The organism is Bradyrhizobium sp. JR3.5 (assembly GCF_054057015.1).
The window spans coordinates 3,480,819-3,494,361 of sequence record NZ_JBSRYV010000002.1 but is presented as its reverse complement, the minus strand read 5'-3'; the positions used below and the strand labels follow the sequence as shown (position 1 = coordinate 3,494,361).

Below are 13,543 nucleotides of genomic sequence, written 5' to 3'. Positions count from 1 at the left end.
TCTTTCCATCGTCATTGCGAGGAGCGAAGCGACGAAGCAATCCATTCCTCCGCACGTGGAAAGATGGATTGCTTCGCGTCGCTCGCAATGACGAGCCTATTCCGATCCACCTCACCGCTGTCATCACCCGCGAAAGCGGGTGATCCAGTACGCCGCGGCTTCTCCGCTCAAATACGACTGTCTCTGGAATATTGGATCGCCCGGGCGAGCCGGGCGATGACAGCCTGTTGTGTGGCGACAGCGCGTTGCGCGGCGCCGTCGCCCGCGCTCAGTAGCCCTTGCCGCTCGCCAGCTGGTCGGTGTGAAAATTGCTGTCGCCGAACAGCTCCTGGCAGACGCGGGCGCGCTTCATGAAGAAGCCTATGTCGAATTGGTCGGTCATGCCCATGCCGCCATGCATCTGCACGCCTTCCTGGACCGCCAGCGTCGCGGTGGTGCCGGCGCGCGCGCCTTGGCCACGGCGACCGCATTGCCCGCCTTGCCCAGATCGGCATCGAGCGCCTGCAGCGCCTTCAGAACGGCGGCGCGGGTGATCTCGATATCGATGTAGAGCTCGGCGGCGCGGTGCTGCAGCCCCTGGAATTCGCCGATCGCCTTGCCGAACTGCTTGCGTTCCTTAAGATAAGTCACGGTGCGGCCGAACACCTCTTCGGAAAGACCGACCATTTCGGACGCGACCGCGCCGCGGCCGATATTGAGCACGCCCTCGAGCAGCTCGCCCCCCTGATCGACCTCGCCGAGCACGCTGTCGGCATTGACCTCGACATTGTCGAACACGATGCGCGCCGCGTTGTGCGAATCGACCATCGCGGTGCGCTCGACCGCGAGGCCCTTCGCCTTCGGATCGACCAGGAACAGCGTCAACCCGTTCTTGTCGCCCGCGCCGCCGGCCGTGCGCGCAGCCACGATCAAAAGATCGGCGGTGTGACCGTCGACCACGAAGGCCTTGTCGCCTGACAGCCTGAAGCCGTTGCCGGAGCGCGTGGCCTGCAACTTGGTCTGCAGCGGACGATGCTTGGCGCCCTCATCGATCGCGAGTGCTGCGAGCAGCGAGCCGTCGACGATCTTCGGCAGATGCTGCGCCTTCTGCGCCTCGCTGCCACCGCGCGACAGCGCCGAGGCCGCAAGCACCGAGGTCGCGAGGAATGGCGAGGGCATCAAGGTGCGGCCGATCTCCTCCATGACGATACCGGCCTCGACGCAGCCGAGCCCGCTGCCGCCGAACTGGTCCGGCACCAGGAGGCCGGAGAAGCCCATCTCGGCGAAGGTCTTCCAGAGCTCGCGCGAGAAGCCGGTGGTGTCCTTGCTGTCGCGCAAGGAGCGCAGATGCGCCACCGGCGCCTTGTCGCTGATGAGACCGCGCGCACTGTCGCGCAGCATGGATTGTTCTTCGGTGAGGACGAGGGCCATGGATGGATCCGGTAACTCTGTGTTAGTCGTTTGTTCAGTTGAATTCCAAGATGTCGTCATGCCCGGCCTTGAGCCTGGCATCCACGTTTTGGGCCTGCCGCCACAAAGGCGTGGATGGCCGGGTCAAGCCCGGCCATGACGGCGGAGAGTTTACGCGCCCGGCAGGTCGAGGATGCGCTTGGCGACGATGCCGAGCATCACCTCCGAGGTGCCGCCCTCGATCGAGTTGGCCTTGGTGCGCAGCCAGGCGCGCGGGCGGGCGCCGGCCCTGGAGCGGTCGCTCTCCCACTCCAGCGCGTCGATGCCGCCCGCCGACATCAGGATCTCGTAGCGCCGCTTGTTGAGCTCGGTGCCGTAATATTTCATCGCCGACGAGAACGCCGGATGCGACTGCCCGGCCTTGGCGAGATCGACCGCGCGCTCCGCCGCCGCGGCGAGCGCGGCCTCGTCGACCTCGAAATTCGCGATCTGGCTGCGCAGCTGGGCGTCGTCGAGCCGGCCCTGCGCGTCCGCGCCGACCGAGTCGGCGGCGATCTGACCGAGCGGACGGCCGACGCCGCGCTCGCCCATGCCCGAGATCATCGCGCGCTCGTGCTGCAACAGATACTTCGCGACATCCCAGCCACGATTGACGGTGCCCACGACATGCGACTTCGGCACGCGGACATTGTCGAAGAAGGTTTCGCAGAACGGCGAATAGCCCGAGATCAAAAGGATCGGCTTGGTCGACACCCCCTTCGAGTTCATGTCGAAGAGAATGAAGCTGATGCCGTCATGCTTCTTGGCCGCGGGATCGGTGCGCACCAGGCAGAAGATCCAGTCGGCATAGTTGGCGTAGGACGTCCAGATCTTCTGGCCGTTGATGATGTAGTCGTCGCCGTCGCCCACCGCGCGGGTCTGCAGCGAGGCGAGGTCGGAGCCGGCGTTCGGCTCGGAATAGCCCTGGCACCAGCGGATCAGGCCCGCGGTGATCTTCGGCAGATGCTCCTTCTTCTGCTCCTCGGTGCCGTATTTCAAAAGCGCCGGTCCGAGCATCGAGATGCCGAACGAGGTCAGCGGCGCCCGCGCGCCGATCGCCGCCATCTCCTGGCGCACGATCTTGGCTTCCTCGCCGTCGAGGCCGCCGCCGCCATATTCCTTCGGCCAATGCGGCACGGTCCAACCCTTGTCGCGCATCCGCTCGAACCAGAGCCGCTGCGCGTCCGACGAGAATTTCGTGTTGCGGCCACCCCAGAAGGTGTCGCCATCGGAGGTCATCGGTTTGCGCATCTCCGCCGGGCAGTTCTGCTCCAGCCAGGCGCGGGTCTCAGCGCGGAATTTCTCGAGGTCAGCCATGGTGCGTTTCCAGTCAAAATCGTCGAATTGGAATCGACCTTAGCCCCGCGCGGCCGCCGAGTTCAATATGCCTCACAGCCGCGCCATGCTCTGGCGTCGCTACTCACCTCACGCGATCGGGTGTATCGCCGAGACGGGGTAACGATTGAAAAACAAGAGGAAACGGACATGCGGCTGAAGCTGCTTTCGCCTAGCGAAATGAACCCCGCCCAGAAAGAAACCTACGACGAGTCGATCTCGGGCAAGCGCGGCGCGCCACCGGCACCGATGATGGCCTGGCTCAACAGCCCGGAGATGGCGCGGCATGCCACGCGGCTCGGCGAGGTGCTGCGCTTCGACACGGTCTTCCCGCCGAAGCTGTCGGAGATCGCGATCCTCGTCACCGCGCGGCACTGGACCGCACATTACGAATGGTATGCCCACAAGCGCCTCGCGCTGAAGGGCGGCCTCGATCCGAAGATCATCGAGGACATTCGGGTGCGCCGGACGCCGAGCTTCGACGATCCCAAGGCCAGGATGATCTACGACGTCGCTAAGGCGCTGCACGAAGGTCATGGCCTGCCGAAGGGACTGTATGACGAGGCGGTCGAGGTGCTGAGCCTGCGCGGCCTGGTCGAGGTGATCGGCCTCTGCGGCTACTACACCATGGTGTCGATGACGCTGAACACATTCGAGTTCCAGCTGCCGGGCGGCGAGTTGTCGTGGAGCTCTGCTAGGCGCAGCCGGCCGTGGCGCCGTTCGGAAACGCTGCGTTTCAGGATGGATTGCTCCGGCGCCGGCAAATCCGGACTATATCAGGCGGCGAAGCCTTGCCCCTGACGGCACGGCATTGATGCCAACGGAGCCAGCTCATGCCAGAAAATCCCCCCATCATCGCGGGCACGCGGATCGGGCATGTGCACCTCAAGGTCGCCGATCTGGAGCGGGCGCTCGGCTTCTACTGCGGCGTGCTCGGCTTCGAGTTGCAGCAGCGCATGGGCGCGGACGCGGCCTTCATCTCGGCCGGCGGCTATCATCACCACATCGGCCTCAACACCTGGGAGAGCAAGGGTGGCCATCCGCCGCCGCCCGGCACCACCGGCCTGTTCCACACCGCCATCCTTTATCCGACCCGCCCGGCACTCGCCGATGCGCTGCATCGGGTGCTGTCGGCCGGCGTCCAGCTTGATGGCGCCAGCGACCACGGCGTCAGCCAGGCGCTCTACCTGCGCGACCCCGACGAGAACGGCGTCGAGCTCTATTGGGACCGACCCGAAGCCGAATGGCCGCGCAGCGCGGACGGCAAGCTTTCGATGTTCACGCGGCGGCTGGACCTAGAAGATCTGCTGAAGCAGCGCGTGGCGTAATTCCGTAGCCCGGAAGGAGTTTGTAGCCCGGACGAAGCGAAGCGAAATCCGGGGTTCGCCTCCATGAAGTGATACCGTTCCCGGATTGCGCTTCGCTCCATCCGGGCTACAGGTTCAGCAAGATGTGGACGATCCAGCCGGCCGCGTAGAGCCCAACGCCGAACACCGCATGCGTCAGGAGGCTCTGCAGCCGCGCGGCCCATGGATGGGGCGTCCGGCTCGCGGCAAAGCCCGCGCCCATCGCGGGCTGCATCACCAGGAACGGTGCGGCCGCGCTGCCGATCCCGACCATCAGGGCCGGAACGATGCTGGGCTGCCGCGCCCACTCAAGGCCGAAGATCGCAAGCAGCACGCCGGCCAAAGCCGATCCCGATCAGATAATGCGCGGCCCATCCGATCGCCCGTTCGCCCGCGACCTGCGGCGACGCCGCGATGCGGTCATGGCGCAGGCGCCCGGATGCGAGATGGCCGAGCCACCGGCCGACCAACGCATAGTCCAGCGGCGGGATGCCGAGCAGGAGCTTACGGACCAGTCCCCAGATATCCATCACGCCCGTCGCGCCGGTCCCGATCAGCATCGCACGCGCCAGAAATTCCACGGCGTCAGCCATGCGCAGCCTCCACCGGTGCTCGCGCTGCAACCATCCAGCAGGCCGCGGTGAAGCGAATTTCGTTGCCGTGGACGTAGCGATCGAAGGCACCGCGTGCGGCCTCGATCACCTGCGTGCGACGCGGCTCTTCCATCCCCTGCAGCATCGTGCCGACCGGGCCGAGCCAGCTCACATAACGGGTCAGCTCCGATGCCGGAAAGCGCAAGGCGACATCGATCGGCTCGATCGCGATCGCGCCCCAGCCGCTGTCCTCCAGGATGCGCTCGACCCGCTTCCGGTCCGCGAAGCCGAATTGCCCCGGCGCGTCGGGACGCCGCGGCGGGAGATCTGGCAGCAGCGGCTTTGCCGCCCGCTCCGCCGTCGTCATGAACGGGTTCTCGGCCGCACCGCGCCACGCGACAAAGCGGAGCGCCGCACCCGGCCGGGCCGCGCGGCGCAGATTGGCGAAGGCCTGCACCGGATCGGCAAAGAACATCACGCCGAGACGCGAGATGATGATGTCGAAGCTCGCCGGTGCAAAGCCATGGGTCTGCGCGTCGGCGCAGATGAAGCTGGCCTGCCACCCTTCCCGCTCCGCGCGGTCACGCGCCGCCGCGATCATCGGTTCGGAGATGTCGATGCCGGTGCAATGCCCTTGCGGGCCGAGCACGTGAGCGACGGCGAATGTCGTGGCGCCCGTGCCGCAGCCGATATCGAGCACATGGCCGGCCGCGGCTGCGGGTACGGCCTGAACGAGCAGCTCTTCAAGCGGCTTGAACATCCCCTCCAGCACATCGCGTGTCTCGACCCAGGCGCGCCCGGCAGCGCCGTTCCAGAGTTTGGCCTGCTCGTCCGCGGCCTGCGGTGCGATACTCATGATCTCGTCCTTTTGCTATTTGCCCGTCCTGATACTTGCCTTAGGCAAGCGCCTGGCGGCACACTGCCAGTTCAAGTGAACTTGAGGTCAAGGCCATGCGGGACATCGACATCGCGGAGGTGGCGCAACTATCGGGCGTTCGCGCCTCGACCTTGCGCTTCTACGAGGAAAAAGGACTGATCGCCTCGCATGGACGGCGCGGGCTGCGCCGGCTGTTCGATCCGGCCGTGCTGGACCGGCTGGCGCTGATCGCGCTCGGGCGCGCCTCCGGCTTCTCGCTCGACGAGATCGCGAGAATGTTCGCACCCGACGGCAGGCCACGCATCGATCGAAAGATGCTGGCTGCCAAGGCCGACGACCTCGACCGCACCATCCGCCGCCTCAACGCGATGCGCGACGGCCTGCGCCACGCCGCCGTCTGCCCCGCGCCGAGCCACATGGAATGTCCGACGTTCCGACGCCTGCTGCGGGTCGCGGCGGCCGGCAAGATCGGTGAGAAGAAGGCGAAGAAACCGCGACGCAAGTCGGGATCGTAGCCCGGATGCAGCTAACGGGTCGCGCGAACGCGCGCCCGATGACAGGCTGCGCGAAATCCGGGGTTCTCTCCATGAGGTGACACTGTTCCCGGATTACGCTTCGCTTCATCCGGGCTACGTTTTTCGGCCGACCATGATCGTCACCCCCGCGATCAGTTCGAGACCGATACAGCCGTAGAACGGCAGCGTGTAGCTGCCGGAGAGGTCGTGCAGCAGCCCGATCACGCCGGGGCCGAAGGCGTAGGTGATCTGGTTGATCGCGGTGATCAGGCTGACCAGCACCCCGAACGCGCGCGGGTCGAATTCGCGCTGCACGATCAGCGCCGGCAGCGTGATCAGATTGCCGACGGAGAAGCCGAACAGCGCACAGGCGGCGATCTGCGCGACGTCGTTGTGCACATTGATGATGATGACGAGCGCGATCGCCTGGCTGACAAAGGACAGCGCCGACGCCAGCCGCTGGTTGAGCCGGTCGATCACGAAGGAAAACGAGACGCGGCCGACCACCGCCATCGCGGTCAACAGCGCCATCGCCACCGTCGCGCGCTCGCGCCCGATCACCTGATCGAGATAGGCGATCAGATGCACGATGAAGCCGACCTGGGCGAACAGCACCAGCGCGAAGGCAATCGAGACCGAGAGGAAACGGATGTCGCGCAGTGCCCGGGCGCGCACCTGGGTCGCCGACGGCGCATCGGCCGCCGCTGAAGTCACCGCGTGCAGATGCACCGGCGGCCGCCCGACGAAGATCAGGATCACAGGCACCATCACCACGACGAGCAGCACGGCGGCCGCGATCATCGCGCCGGAGAAGCCGAAAGCGCCGATCCCCGCCACCAGCAGCGGCACGCCGATAATCCCGCCAAAACTTGCGCCGTTCAGCGCCAGGCTGATCGCCATGCCGCGCTTCCTGTCGAACCACAGGCCGAGCGTGTTGGTGATGATGCCGAGGCTGGTGCCGGCCCAGCCGAACGCCAATAGCGCGTCGGCGAGATAGAGCTGCCAGGGCTCACGCACCTCGCCGATCGCAACCGCCGCAACCGCCATCGCGAGGGTGCCCGCGATCAGGCAGCTGCGCGCACCGAACGCCTTGATCGCCTCGCTGACGAAGGCCACCAGCGCGGCTCCAAACAGGTAGAAGAACGTCGTGCCCGACGAGATCAGCGACGCCGGCCAGCCGTGCAGCCGTTGCAGCTCGGCGACATAGACGCTCTGTCCGTAGAAGCCCAATCCCCAGCCGAAGGTGGCAAGCAGGAAGCAGACGACGACGATGCGCCAGCCTTCGTAGCCGAGCGAGGATTCGTCATGCAGCGTGGGTGATGATGCGTCCATTTCTTGCTCTGGCTTCTCACATCGTCAGGACCGGACTAATCCGTTCCCACGATGTGGGCAGCCTTGCAAGCCGGTCATTTCGAAACTGATCGAAGTGTCAGCAATTGGCAGCAGGGATCAAAGACTGAGATCCGGGACTTCTTCCACCGCGCGCAATTTCGCCCGCCGCTTGGCGAATGACGCCAGCGACAACACGGCAAGGCCAAGCAGCACCGGCGGAAACACCACCATGTTGACGGCGTTCCAGCCGTAATGCGCGAGCAGCTGGCCCGAGGAGAACGAACCGATCGCCATCATGCCGAACACCAGGAAATCGTTGAACGCCTGCACCTTGTTGCGTTCCTGCGGCCGGTGCGTTTCCAGCACCAGCGCGGAGGCGCCGACGAATGCGAAGTTCCAGCCGATGCCGAGCACGAACAGCGTCGCCCAGAAGTGCGGTGCCGTGATGCCGGACAGGCCGATCATCGCGGCGACCGCCTCCAGCGCCAGCCCGAGCGCGACGATGACGGGCGCGCCGAAGCGGGCGATCAGCGAGCCCGTGAAGAAGCTCGGGCCGTACATCGCCACGATGTGCCACTGGATGCCGAAATTGGAATCGCTGACCGCCAGCCCGCACATCTTCATCGCGAGCGGCGCCGAGGTCATCACCAGATTCATCATCGGATAGGCGATCACGCCGCACAGCGCGGCGGCGATGAAACGCGGCTGCCTGGCGATCTCGCGCAGAGGGCGGCCGCCATGCAGATCCGCCGCCGCGGGCTTCGGCGCGTCGACACCCGACAGCACCGCCATCGCCACCAGCGCGACCAGCGCCTGCATCACGAAGGAGAACGCGAACAGATAAGGCGGCCAGATATCCATGGTCCATTGCACGAGCTGTGGCCCGAGCACGCCGGCGAACACGCCACCGGCCATCACCCACGACACCGCCTTGGGCCGGAACGCGACACTGGCGCCGTCGGCGGCGGCAAAGCGATAGGACTGCGCGACGGCGCCGTAGAGCCCGCCGAGGAAGGTCGCGCCGCAGAACAGCCAGAACGACGAGCGCAGGATCGCCCAGGCGCCGAGCGCACCGGTGAGCGTGCCGCAGAAGGTGCCGACGATGAAGGCGATCCGCCTGCCATAGGCGCGCGAGATCGCGCCGGTCGGCAGCGTGCCGGCGGCAAGCCCGAGCACATACATCGAGAGCGGCACCGTCGCGAGCGAGATGTCGGGTGCCAGCGTCGCACCGACGATCGAGCCGGTGGCGAAGATCACGGCCGAATTGGCGCCGGTCAGCGCCTGCGCCGCCGCAAGCCGCCACACATTGCTGCGCGCCCGCGCGTCGTCGCTCGTCTCATCCGCAGCCGTCACGTCGATCATCGGTCGTCCCGCCTTGAAGCCCCGGCGGGAGCCCCCAAATCGCGGGCACTATGGAGAGCAGGTGCAGGCCGATCAACCGGCGCAAACGGACGTAGGCCATGCGGGAGGCGCACGAGGGTTAGCCCTGCTCTCACGCGCTATCGCAGGCCCGCACCTCTATTATTCCCGTCATCCTGAGGTGCGAGCGGAGCGAGCCTCGAAGGATGCACGGCCACCAGCCGGGCCGTCGACCCTTCGAGATGCGCTACGCGCTCCTCAGGGTGACGGTGATAGAGCTTGACGAGAGACACCTACCGCGCCGGCTTCTTGCCCGGCCGCTTCTCGGCGCGCAGCGCTCCGGTCTTGTGGACCTTGGAGCGCGGCGCGATTGGAGCGCCGCGCGGATAGCCGCCCGGCCATTCGAGCGCGAGCGAGCTCGCAAAGCCGAAGAAGCTCGAACGGCTCATGCCGAGCTCGGCGGCGCGCCTGTCGATGCGCGCAATCAGGCTTTTCGGCAGATAGACGTTGACGCGCTCGGATGGATCGGGCGGATCTACGCCGACCATGAAGAAGGCGGCGACGTCGGAGCCCTTGGGCGGCACGATCCGCTCGATCGGCGTCGGCTCCGGCAACCCGTGGCCCTGCTCGACCCAGCCGTCGACCGCCTGCGCCAGCGCCCGCTCGGCCCGCTCGATCGCCTCTTCCTGCGACTTGCCGCCGGCAACGCAACCCGGAAAGTCAGGAAACCACGCCCCGAACGCGCCGCGCGGACCGCGCTCCAGCACGGCCGGATAAAGTCGCCTCGTCATTCTGGCCTCCGTCGTCCGAGTATGCTATTTCACACACTACCGGTGTGTCAAATGACACATCTTGGATCAACGAGGAAAGCCTGGCGATCGACGACGGCGGCTGACAGAAGGTGACGCAGCAGTGCCGGGATTGCCGACGAACGTTGCCGGCTGCGCGGGGACTGATGGTGCCCGGCTGATAGCTAAGCCAATATTGGTCTTGCAGGGCGGGCTAGCGAAGCATAACCCGCCATCGTTCGCGGCACGTCACAGTGGTGGATTACGCCTTCCGCCTTCGCACGCTGCGCTACGGCGGACGCAGTCGGCTAATCCCTCTACGATTGAGCCGCATCCTTCCGGACGAACATCAGGATCATGTTGTTGGCCGGCATCTCGAAGGTGCCGTCGAGCTTCAGGCCGACACTCTCCGCAAGAGCCTCGACATCGGCGATGTCGCGTACGCCCCACTCGGCGTCGCGTTCGCGCAACGACGTATCGAACACGGCGTTGCTGAGCGCGGTGTGCTTGCCGCCGCGCTTGAACGGGCCGTAGAGGAACAGCCGGCCGTCAGCGCGCAAATGCCGTGCGGCGCCGGCGAACAGGCCCTCGGCGACGCGCCACGGCGCGATGTGGATCACATTGGCGCAGAAGATCGCGAGCAGTTTGTCCGGACCCTTGCCGTCCGACGGCGTCGGCGACCAGGCGGGGTCGGACAGATCGATCGGCTGCGGCTGTCGGATGTTGGCCAAGCCGGCATGGACGCGCCAGGCCTCGATGCTGCGCAGATGCGCCGCATGGAGGTCGCTCGGCCACCAGATGATGTCGGGCGTTCGACCGGCGAAATAGACGACGTGCTGGCCGGTGCCGCTGCCGGCTTCCAGCACGCCGCCGGATCGGCCGGCAAGGTAGTCCTTGAGGACCGCCCAGATCGGCTGGTGATTGCGGTGGAATGCCGCCGCGTCGAGCCGCCCGTCCGCCTCGACCGGCCTGCCGTCCTTGCCGAACTCCACGACAAACTCCGCCACCGCGCCTTCTCCTGTTAGCCTAATGTAGACAGTGCAGCCACGATGGGCAAAACGGAACCGACAGATGCCCTTCCCGTCATCCTGAGGTGCGAGCCCTTGCGAGCCTCGAAGGATGAATCGGCCACAGTCAGGCCGTCGACCCTTCGAGGCTCGCTCCGCTCGCACCTCAGGGTGACGGGTCTAACTTCGTCTATGTCGCTCTGGCATTAACCCCGTCGCGACGCGCCTATTCTCCGAGTTGCCAGCCGATGGCCTTTGTGCTTTCCACTCTTATATTGCGATGGGATCATCGAGATTGAAGCCCGGGAAACGTCCTTGATCGCCACTTTCTCCAAGCCAGCCCTTGTCCTGGCGCTGCTGGCGGGCACCGCCATGGCCGCGCAGGCCCAATCCGCCGCCGAGGGCCAGAAGCTCGCCTTCGACCGCGGCAAGGGCAATTGCCTGACCTGCCATGTCATCAAGGGCGGCGAGCTGCCCGGCACGATCGGCCCCGAATTAACCGGCCTCAAGGCGAAATACAGCCGCGACGAGCTGATCGCGATCGTGACCGACGAGACCAAGCGCAACCCGCAGACGGTGATGCCGCCGTTCGGCCGAAACCGGATTTTGAGCGAGAAGGAAATCGGCGCGGTGGTGGACTTCCTGCAGACGCTGTGACGCGGCGACATCAGCTTGAGGAGATTTTCTCGATGAACATCACGACCAGCGAATTTTCCGGAACGCGCCGCCTGGTGTTGAAGGGCGCGGGCGTCGCCGCGCTGATCGGCCTCGGCGTCATTCCGTTCGACGTGCCGCAGGCGCTCGCCGCCGCCAACGACAAATATCCGCAAGAGGCGTTCAAGCAGAAGAACGAGGCCGATGCGATCAAGGCGCTCTATGGCAAGACCGCCGAGCCCTCGGACAAGGTCAAGATGGACGCACCGGAGATCGCCGAGAACGGCGCCGTGGTGCCGATCAACGCCACCACGACGCTGGCCGACGTCACCTCGATCTCGTTCCTGGTGAGCGAGAACCCGATCTCGCTGATCGCCTCGTACAGGATTCCGGCCGGCACGCTGCCGAGCGTCGCCAACCGCATCAAGATGGCCAAGACCAGCAACGTCACCGTGATCGTCGAGGCCGGCGGCAAGCTCTACAGCGCGAGCAAGGAAATCAAGGTCACCGTCGGCGGCTGCGGCGGCTAGTGCACATGATGAGCATCGATCGAACCCGCAAACTCGCTGCGCTCCCTCTCCCGCTTGCGGGGGAGGGTCGGGGTGGGGGTTTTGCCACGATAGATGCTCTTCGTTTGGAGCGAGCCCCCACCCGGATCGCATCTTGCGATGCGATCCGACCTCCCCCGCAAGCGGGAGAGGTGAAGCGAGCCCGCCGGACGGGCCGTTGCGATAACAGAGGAATAAACCAAATGGCATCGAGCATTCGCGTGCGCGCCACGTCAAACGGCGACACCACCGAGGTGCAGGCGCTGATCCAGCATCCGATGGATTCCGGCTTCGTCAAGGACGCCAAGGGCGAGATCATCCCGCCGCATTTCATCCAGGTGCTGACCTTCGAGTATGACGGCAAGCCGGTGTTCGTCGCCGACTGGGGCGGCGGCGTCTCCAAGGACCCCTATGTCAAATTCGCCTTCAAGGGCGGCAAGAAGGGCGACGATCTGAAGGTCAGCTGGGTCGACAACAAGGGCGCGACCGACACCACCACGGCGAAGATTCAATGACGCGGCGGTCCGCAATCCGCGCAGCGATTGCCACGCTCGCCCTCGGCGTGCTGGCGCTGGCGCCGGCCGCGCACGCAGCCGGCGCCGTCGATCCCGCCGCCGACAAGGCCGCGTTCCAGAAATTCTTCACCAGCAAATTCCCCAAGCTGAAGCCCGAGGATTTCGTCAACGGTCCCTATTCGATGAATGAGGACCTGCACAAGCAGTGGGAAGAGAAGGAACAGTTTCCGCCCTACGAGTTCTCGCTCGAGGCCGGCAAGGAAATGTTCTCGACGCCGTTCAAGAACGGCAAGACCTACGCCGACTGCTTCCCGAACCAGGGCATCGGCATCCGCCAGAACTATCCCTATTTCGACGAAAAGGAAGGCAAGGTCGTCACGCTCGAGCTCGCGCTCAACCGCTGCCGCGAGGCCAATGGCGAGGCGCCGTTCTCCTATGTGAAGGACGACATGGCGGCGCTCACCGCCTACATGGCCTTCACCTCGCGCGGCAAGCCGATGGACATCAAGATCCCGGACGATCCGCGCGCGCTGGAGGCCTATCAGAAGGGCAAGGAGTATTTCTACACCCGCCGCGGCCAGCTCAATTTCTCCTGCGCCACCTGCCATATCCAGAGCCCGGGCGAACGGATCCGCGCCGAGGTGCTGGCGCCGGCGCTCGGCATCCTGAACGCGATGCCGATCTACCGCTCGGAATGGTCAGGCATGGGCACGACCAGCCGCCGCTTCACCACCTGCAACAGCCAGATCCGCGGCGTGCCGCTCAATCCGCAGGACGACGAGTACCGCAACCTCGAATACTACCTGTCCTATGTCAGTAATGGCCTGCCGATTTCGGGTCCGGGAGCAAGGCCATGAGCGCGGCCATCAGAGCCATCTTCGCGGCATCGGCCCTGCTGATCGCAACGGCAACCGCAGCCCTCGCCGCCTCCGAAGCCGACTACAACGCGGCCTACGCCGCGGCTGAGGCCGCCAACAAGGAAGCAGGCCTGCTGCGCAACCAGTGGACCACGACAGCCTCGACGCTATCCGCCGCAAAAAAGGCCGGTGAGGCTGGTGATTTCGACGCCGCAGTCACCCAGGCCAAGGAGGCCGAGGCGCTGGCAAAGGCATCGATCTTCCAGGCGACCAGCGAAAAGGAACGCTGGAAGGACATGGAAGTTCGTTGATGAGTTTGGGATGAGGTTGACCCGCGAGCTCCCTGCGCCCCCTCTCCCGCTTGCGGGGGAGGGTTGGGCTGGGGGTTT

15 protein-coding genes and 2 pseudogenes are annotated in these 13,543 nt (G+C 65.6%); 8 read left to right on the top strand and 9 right to left on the bottom strand.

The features are described from left to right. Positions 1–268: 268 nt before the first annotated feature. Positions 269–1,410, bottom strand: a pseudogene (locus ACVWW1_RS33555) (acyl-CoA dehydrogenase family protein). Positions 1,411–1,560: 150 nt separating this feature from the next. After that, positions 1,561–2,745, bottom strand: a complete 1,185-nt coding sequence (locus tag ACVWW1_RS33550) for an acyl-CoA dehydrogenase family protein (protein ID WP_456658843.1) — start codon at positions 2,743–2,745, stop codon at positions 1,561–1,563. Positions 2,746–2,913: 168 nt separating this feature from the next. Here ACVWW1_RS33550 and ACVWW1_RS33545 point away from each other — a divergent pair. Together ACVWW1_RS33545 and ACVWW1_RS33540 are read left to right on the top strand one after the other, a co-directional pair. Then, positions 2,914–3,447, top strand: a pseudogene (locus ACVWW1_RS33545) (carboxymuconolactone decarboxylase family protein); the annotation flags it as partial. Between the two features lie 149 nt (positions 3,448–3,596). Continuing rightward, the gene (locus ACVWW1_RS33540; RefSeq protein WP_456658842.1) at positions 3,597–4,091 is read left to right on the top strand and encodes a VOC family protein; all 495 of its coding nucleotides are present in this window, start codon (positions 3,597–3,599) and stop codon (positions 4,089–4,091) included. 106 nt (positions 4,092–4,197) lie between these two features. Here ACVWW1_RS33540 and ACVWW1_RS33535 read toward each other — a convergent pair whose 3' ends face one another. The 3 genes from ACVWW1_RS33535 to ACVWW1_RS33525 are packed head-to-tail and all read right to left on the bottom strand — an operon-like array spanning position 4,198 to position 5,558. Next, entirely contained in the window at positions 4,198–4,443 is a 246-nt protein-coding gene (locus ACVWW1_RS33535; protein ID WP_456660735.1) for a DUF2938 family protein, read from the bottom strand. Next, positions 4,418–4,702, bottom strand: a complete 285-nt coding sequence (locus ACVWW1_RS33530) for a DUF2938 family protein (RefSeq protein ID WP_456658841.1) — start codon at positions 4,700–4,702, stop codon at positions 4,418–4,420. Before ACVWW1_RS33530 ends, ACVWW1_RS33535 begins: the two co-directional genes overlap by 26 nt. Beyond that, complete coding sequence (locus tag ACVWW1_RS33525; RefSeq protein ID WP_456658840.1) at positions 4,695–5,558, bottom strand: class I SAM-dependent methyltransferase; 864 nt, start codon at positions 5,556–5,558, stop codon at positions 4,695–4,697. The genes ACVWW1_RS33530 and ACVWW1_RS33525 overlap by 8 nt, the downstream gene beginning before the upstream one ends. Positions 5,559–5,653: 95 nt before the next feature. On the opposite strand from ACVWW1_RS33525, the gene ACVWW1_RS33520 reads away from it, so the two are divergent. Next, on the top strand, positions 5,654–6,094 hold the full coding sequence (locus ACVWW1_RS33520) for a helix-turn-helix domain-containing protein (RefSeq protein WP_456658839.1): 441 nt from the start codon (positions 5,654–5,656) through the stop codon (positions 6,092–6,094). A 114-nt stretch (positions 6,095–6,208) separates the two neighbouring features. Here ACVWW1_RS33520 and ACVWW1_RS33515 read toward each other — a convergent pair whose 3' ends face one another. The 4 genes from ACVWW1_RS33515 to ACVWW1_RS33500 form a co-directional block, all read right to left on the bottom strand. Continuing rightward, positions 6,209–7,426 (bottom strand): MFS transporter, encoded by a 1,218-nt coding sequence (locus ACVWW1_RS33515; RefSeq protein ID WP_456658838.1) that lies wholly within the window; start codon positions 7,424–7,426, stop codon positions 6,209–6,211. 117 nt (positions 7,427–7,543) lie between these two features. After that, a complete protein-coding gene (locus ACVWW1_RS33510; protein ID WP_456658837.1) occupies positions 7,544–8,788 on the bottom strand; it encodes an MFS transporter in 1,245 nt (414 codons plus the stop codon). A gap of 290 nt (positions 8,789–9,078) precedes the next feature. Continuing rightward, positions 9,079–9,576, bottom strand: a complete 498-nt coding sequence (locus ACVWW1_RS33505; protein ID WP_456658836.1) for a type II toxin-antitoxin system HicB family antitoxin — start codon at positions 9,574–9,576, stop codon at positions 9,079–9,081. Between the two features lie 314 nt (positions 9,577–9,890). Then, positions 9,891–10,580, bottom strand: coding sequence for a DUF938 domain-containing protein (locus tag ACVWW1_RS33500; protein WP_456658835.1), 690 nt, complete (start codon positions 10,578–10,580; stop codon positions 9,891–9,893). Positions 10,581–10,952: 372 nt separating this feature from the next. Between ACVWW1_RS33500 and soxX the strand changes: the two genes are divergently transcribed. The 5 genes from soxX to ACVWW1_RS33475 all read left to right on the top strand — a co-directional run bounded on the left by soxX (position 10,953) and on the right by ACVWW1_RS33475 (position 13,465). Continuing rightward, positions 10,953–11,237, top strand: coding sequence for a sulfur oxidation c-type cytochrome SoxX (gene soxX / locus ACVWW1_RS33495; RefSeq protein ID WP_456660734.1), 285 nt, complete (start codon positions 10,953–10,955; stop codon positions 11,235–11,237). 32 nt (positions 11,238–11,269) lie between these two features. Further along, positions 11,270–11,764 (top strand): thiosulfate oxidation carrier protein SoxY, encoded by a 495-nt coding sequence (gene soxY, locus ACVWW1_RS33490; RefSeq protein WP_456658834.1) that lies wholly within the window; start codon positions 11,270–11,272, stop codon positions 11,762–11,764. Positions 11,765–11,985: 221 nt separating this feature from the next. Next, a complete protein-coding gene (soxZ, locus tag ACVWW1_RS33485; RefSeq protein WP_050419904.1) occupies positions 11,986–12,297 on the top strand; it encodes a thiosulfate oxidation carrier complex protein SoxZ in 312 nt (103 codons plus the stop codon). After that, positions 12,294–13,154: a sulfur oxidation c-type cytochrome SoxA gene (soxA, locus tag ACVWW1_RS33480; protein WP_456658833.1), complete on the top strand. Its 861-nt coding sequence runs from the start codon at positions 12,294–12,296 to the stop codon at positions 13,152–13,154. Before soxZ ends, soxA begins: the two co-directional genes overlap by 4 nt. Further along, positions 13,151–13,465, top strand: coding sequence for a hypothetical protein (locus ACVWW1_RS33475; protein ID WP_456658832.1), 315 nt, complete (start codon positions 13,151–13,153; stop codon positions 13,463–13,465). The genes soxA and ACVWW1_RS33475 overlap by 4 nt, the downstream gene beginning before the upstream one ends. The last annotated feature ends 78 nt before the right edge of the window (positions 13,466–13,543 follow it).

Coding starts and splice junctions, on each gene's coding strand:
- ACVWW1_RS33525 (WP_456658840.1), bottom strand. CDS start 5,558: ATGAGTATCGCACCGCAGGCCGCGGACGAGCAGGCCAAACTCTGGAAC.
- soxZ (WP_050419904.1), top strand. CDS start 11,986: ATGGCATCGAGCATTCGCGTGCGCGCCACGTCAAACGGCGACACCACC.
- soxX (WP_456660734.1), top strand. CDS start 10,953: ATGGCCGCGCAGGCCCAATCCGCCGCCGAGGGCCAGAAGCTCGCCTTC.
- ACVWW1_RS33520 (WP_456658839.1), top strand. CDS start 5,654: ATGCGGGACATCGACATCGCGGAGGTGGCGCAACTATCGGGCGTTCGC.
- soxY (WP_456658834.1), top strand. CDS start 11,270: ATGAACATCACGACCAGCGAATTTTCCGGAACGCGCCGCCTGGTGTTG.
- ACVWW1_RS33475 (WP_456658832.1), top strand. CDS start 13,151: ATGAGCGCGGCCATCAGAGCCATCTTCGCGGCATCGGCCCTGCTGATC.
- ACVWW1_RS33510 (WP_456658837.1), bottom strand. CDS start 8,788: ATGATCGACGTGACGGCTGCGGATGAGACGAGCGACGACGCGCGGGCG.
- ACVWW1_RS33515 (WP_456658838.1), bottom strand. CDS start 7,426: ATGGACGCATCATCACCCACGCTGCATGACGAATCCTCGCTCGGCTAC.
- ACVWW1_RS33505 (WP_456658836.1), bottom strand. CDS start 9,576: ATGACGAGGCGACTTTATCCGGCCGTGCTGGAGCGCGGTCCGCGCGGC.
- ACVWW1_RS33540 (WP_456658842.1), top strand. CDS start 3,597: ATGCCAGAAAATCCCCCCATCATCGCGGGCACGCGGATCGGGCATGTG.
- ACVWW1_RS33530 (WP_456658841.1), bottom strand. CDS start 4,702: ATGGCTGACGCCGTGGAATTTCTGGCGCGTGCGATGCTGATCGGGACC.
- ACVWW1_RS33550 (WP_456658843.1), bottom strand. CDS start 2,745: ATGGCTGACCTCGAGAAATTCCGCGCTGAGACCCGCGCCTGGCTGGAG.
- soxA (WP_456658833.1), top strand. CDS start 12,294: ATGACGCGGCGGTCCGCAATCCGCGCAGCGATTGCCACGCTCGCCCTC.